The following is a 4,452-nucleotide window of genomic DNA, read 5'->3' on the forward strand; positions in this document are numbered from 1 at the left end:
ATGGTGCGGGAAGGCGAAGCCGACGCGATGATTTCTTCCGGAAATACAGGTGCGCTCATGACTACCGGTCTGCTCGTTGTGGGAAGAATGGCTGGTATCGAACGTCCGGCGCTTGCACCGATGATTCCGACACTCGATGATGTTGGTGTGCTGGCTCTTGATTTAGGTGCGAACATGGATGCGACACCTCAGCATCTGGTACAGTATGCCCTGATGGGCAGCATTTACCGCAATAAGGTGCATGGAATCGCCAATCCCCGGGTCGGTCTGCTGAATGTCGGTACAGAGCCGGGAAAGGGCAATGAACTGACGAAAGAAGCGTACCCGCTGCTGGAAGCTTTACAGGGCATAAACTTTGTCGGGAATGTAGAAGCGCGTGATGTGCTTACAGGAAATTGCGACGTGCTCGTCTGCGACGGCTTTGCCGGGAATATCCTGCTCAAAACACTGGAAGGCACGGCAGGAGCTATGTTCTCTCTGCTCAAGGAGCAGTTCAGCAAGTCCCTCAAAACTAAGCTGGGCGCAGCGATTCTGATGCCTGAGCTTAGAAGTCTCAAAGGCAAGATGGATTATAAAGAGCATGGAGGAGCGCCTCTGCTTGGCCTTAGCGGGCTTGTGGTGAAGGGGCATGGCTCTTCAGACGGCAACGCGGTGAAGAATGCGGTAAGACAGGCGCGGATCGCGCTGCAGGCTGGCTTAGTGTCCAGCATATCTAAGGAAATTAGCGGGAAGTGAGTGACGATATGAATCAATTACGTTCGGTAGGTATCATCGGTACAGGAAAATACGTGCCTGAGAAAATATTAACCAACAGTGATTTGGAAAAAATGGTTGTAACAAATGATGAGTGGATCGTCAGCCGCACCGGGATTCGTGAACGGCATATTGCCGCTCCGCATGAAGCGACCTCTGATCTTGCCTATGAAGCTGCACTGAAAGCACTGGAGTCAGCAGGAATGAAGGCGGAGGAGCTGGAGCTTATTATTGTAGCTACGGTTACACCGGACAGTTCATTCCCGTCTACAGCCTGTATCCTTCAGGACAAACTGGGAGCTAAGGGCGCTGCTGCTTTTGATTTATCAGCTGCCTGCTCCGGATTTGTATACAGTCTGGCAACAGCAACGGGGTTTATTAAGACCGGTATGTACAATAATGCGCTGATTATCGGTGCGGATACACTATCACGCATTACGGATTATACCGACCGCAATACCTGTGTACTGTTCGGTGATGGAGCCGGCGCGGTCATCATCGGCGAGGTTCCGGAAGGCCGCGGGTTCCAGTCGTTTGATCTGGGTGCCGAAGGCTCCGGCGGCAGCCTGCTGAAGATGGAAGCGGGCGGATCGCGTCTGCCGGCTTCCCAGCAGACCATTGAAGACAAGAAGCACTTCATATACATGAACGGCCGTGAAGTATTCAAGTTCGCCGTACGGGTCATGGGTACAGCTACAGAGCGGGTGCTGACCAAAGCGGGTCTCAGCAAAGAAGATATCGATCTGTTTGTACCGCATCAAGCGAACATCCGGATTATCCAATCGGCTATGCAGCGTTTAGATCTGCCGGAAGAGAAGTGCGTAATTAACGTAGACAGATACGCGAATACTTCCGCAGCTTCGATTCCGCTTGCTCTTGTGGAAGCTGCAGAAGCAGGCCGGATGAAGGAAGGCGACACTGTTCTGATGGTTGGCTTCGGCGGCGGTCTTACATGGGGCGCATCTGTCTTAGTCTGGTAATCTACAGCATGTAATAATTGAACGGACGGTGCATCTGCCGCTTATGCCTAAGCGGTCAGACGCTCCGGTTACGGGAAGGAGTTCATACTCATGGGTAAAATCGCATTTGTCTTTCCCGGTCAGGGTGCGCAGGCAGTCGGGATGGGTAAGGATGTATATGACGCACTGCCGCAAAGCCGTGCTGTATTTGAGAAAGGCGACGAGGTGCTCGGATTTCCGCTGAGCCAGCTTGTATTCGAAGGGCCGGACAGCGAACTTAAGCAGACAGTCAATACACAGCCTGCACTGGTTACCACCAGTGTTGCCTATCTTGAAGCACTAAGCGGAAAAGGTCTGAGCCCGGATTATGTTGCCGGTCACAGTCTTGGTGAATACAGCGCTCTTGTGGCAGCGAACGTGCTGTCATATGAAGATGCTGTGAAGCTGGTACCTTTGCGCGGACGTTTTATGGAAGAAGCGGTTCCCGGCGGACAGGGGGCTATGGCTGCTGTACTCGGTGCAGAACGAGAGGCACTGGCTGAACTATGCCGCAGCATTTCCGCAGAAGGCAGCACGGTGGAGCTGGCTAATGTCAACTGCCCTGGGCAGATTGTTGTTTCCGGCTCACAGGCAGGCGTAGACGCTGTTGTCCAGCGTGTCAAGGAAGCCGGCGGCAAGCGGGCCATTCCGCTTGAAGTAAGCGGTCTGTTCCATTCCTCGATGATGAAGGAAGCTGCTGAACGTCTGGCTGCTGAACTGAAAAGTATAACCTTTAATGCTCCTTCTGTGCCTGTGATTGTCAATGTCACTGCTTCACCGGTCACTGATCCTGAAGAGATTCGTGAACTATTGGTACGCCAGGTGTTTTCACCAGTACTCTGGCAGGATAGTGTAGAGTGGCTGATCGCGGCCGGTGTAGATACTTTTGTAGAGATTGGTTCCGGAAGTGTGCTGGCAGGACTGATCCGCAAAATCGACAAGAACGTTAAGGTAATTAACATCAACAGTCTGGAAAGTCTTGAGACTGCCCTGTAATTACCTGATCCATGTCCGAATCACAGAGCATGATGAATGAAAGGGGAATAAAAGAATGTTCTCAGCACTAAAAGGCCAGACGGCTCTTGTAACCGGCGGCTCACGCGGCATTGGACGCAGTATCGCGCTGGCACTCGCAGAGCACGGTGTGAAAGTGGCCGTGAACTATTCAGGAAGCGAAGCTGCGGCTCAGGAGACGGTATCCAGAATCGTCGAGCTGGGCTCTGAAGGAATTGCTCTTCAGGGTAATGTCGGTAACAGCGAGCAGGCGGAAAACCTGGTTAAAGAGGTTATTAATACATGGGGCAAGATTGATATTCTTGTCAATAATGCCGGTATTACCCGGGATAATCTGATTATGCGCATGAAGGAAGAAGAATTTGATCAAGTCATCGAAACGAATCTCAAAGGCGTATTTAACTGCCTGAAGGCAGCCACACGTCCGATGATGAAGCAGCGTTACGGGCGGATCATTAACATTTCTTCCGTTGTGGGTGTGACCGGTAATCCGGGTCAGGTAAACTATACCGCCGCCAAAGCGGGAGTTATCGGTATGACGAAGTCTGCGGCACGCGAGCTGTCTTCACGGGGAATTACTGTGAACTGCATCGCACCGGGATTCATTGATACAGATATGACCCGGGAACTGTCCGATGAAGTTCGCAGCGAGCTGATCAAAGGGATTCCCCTTGCTAAGCTCGGGCGGGCGGAGGACATTGCTAATGCGGCTGTATTTCTTGCTTCGGAAGGGGCAGCCTACATGACAGGCCAGACACTTCATGTGGATGGCGGAATGTACATGTAAGGTCAAATAAGCTTATAGCATTATGGGGGAAGCGGGAAGAGGCGGCCGGAAAGCGTTTTTTGAGCTCTATGGTATTTTGACTTCATATCTCGTATAATACCAAAAGAGGAGGTGAACCGGATGTCCGATGTATTGGAGCGTGTAAAACGCATTGTCATCGACCGCTTAGGTGCCGATGAAGCTGAGGTAACATTAGAAGCGTCTTTCAAAGATGATTTAGGTGCTGATTCTCTTGATGTAGTAGAATTGGTTATGGAATTGGAAGATGAATTCGATATGGAAATCTCTGATGAAGATGCAGAGAAGATTACGACCGTGGGTGAAGTTGTGAAGTACATACAATCTCATACCTAGAGTCATATGATTGGGGGTCCCGTTCCTGTAAGGGCGGGACTTCTCCTCATTTTACACGTCAAACGGCAAGACAAAAGGCTGCTTAATGCACCTTTACACGGAAAATAACAGAACCGCAGATTATTAATCTTGCGGCGACTGCAGTTTATATAGATTTTTCAGAGAGCACACAGCTTCGGAATAATGAAGCATACAGCCTACAGATGGGGTGATTGCGTTTGAGTCATAGAGTGGTTGTTACCGGTATGGGCGTAATAACGTCGCTGGGCAAGGATTTGGATACGTTTTGGGATAATCTGATGCACGGTAAATCCGGTGTTTCATTGGTTGAAGCTTTTGATGTCAGTGAGTACACCACACGAATTGCAGCGTCAGTAACAGATTTTGACCCGGAGGAGCGTTTTGGCCGTAAGGAAGCCCGCAAGATGGACCGTTTTGTACAGTTTGCGGTAGCTGCCGGTGAAGACGCGCTGAAGGACAGCGGACTTAAGATCGGTGAAGATATCGACCCGGAGCGAATCGGCGTATCGGTCGGTTCCGGTATCG

The 4,452-nt window shown here is 50.9% G+C and carries 6 protein-coding genes; all 6 read left to right on the top strand.

Annotated features, from left to right (window positions below):
• A partial coding sequence (gene plsX / locus AQR02_RS09845; protein WP_245237274.1) for a phosphate acyltransferase PlsX occupies positions 1-735 on the top strand: 735 nt, incomplete at its 5' end.
• Positions 736-743: 8 nt separating this feature from the next.
• Positions 744-1,733 (top strand): beta-ketoacyl-ACP synthase III, encoded by a 990-nt coding sequence (locus tag AQR02_RS09850; protein ID WP_054942054.1) that lies wholly within the window; start codon positions 744-746, stop codon positions 1,731-1,733.
• 90 nt (positions 1,734-1,823) lie between these two features.
• The gene (gene fabD / locus AQR02_RS09855) at positions 1,824-2,747 is read left to right on the top strand and encodes an ACP S-malonyltransferase (protein WP_054940415.1); all 924 of its coding nucleotides are present in this window, start codon (positions 1,824-1,826) and stop codon (positions 2,745-2,747) included.
• A 55-nt stretch (positions 2,748-2,802) separates the two neighbouring features.
• Entirely contained in the window at positions 2,803-3,552 is a 750-nt protein-coding gene (fabG, locus tag AQR02_RS09860; protein ID WP_054940416.1) for a 3-oxoacyl-[acyl-carrier-protein] reductase, read from the top strand.
• A 120-nt stretch (positions 3,553-3,672) separates the two neighbouring features.
• A complete protein-coding gene (locus AQR02_RS09865) occupies positions 3,673-3,906 on the top strand; it encodes an acyl carrier protein (RefSeq protein WP_019911228.1) in 234 nt (77 codons plus the stop codon).
• 218 nt (positions 3,907-4,124) lie between these two features.
• Positions 4,125-4,452, top strand: a 328-nt coding sequence (locus AQR02_RS33925; RefSeq protein WP_280818619.1) for a beta-ketoacyl synthase N-terminal-like domain-containing protein, incomplete at its 3' end; no start/stop codon positions are given.

The sequence above is a fragment of the Paenibacillus ihuae genome, from assembly GCF_001368795.1.
GTDB classification, from domain to species: Bacteria; Bacillota; Bacilli; order Paenibacillales; family Paenibacillaceae; genus Paenibacillus_AQ; species Paenibacillus_AQ ihuae.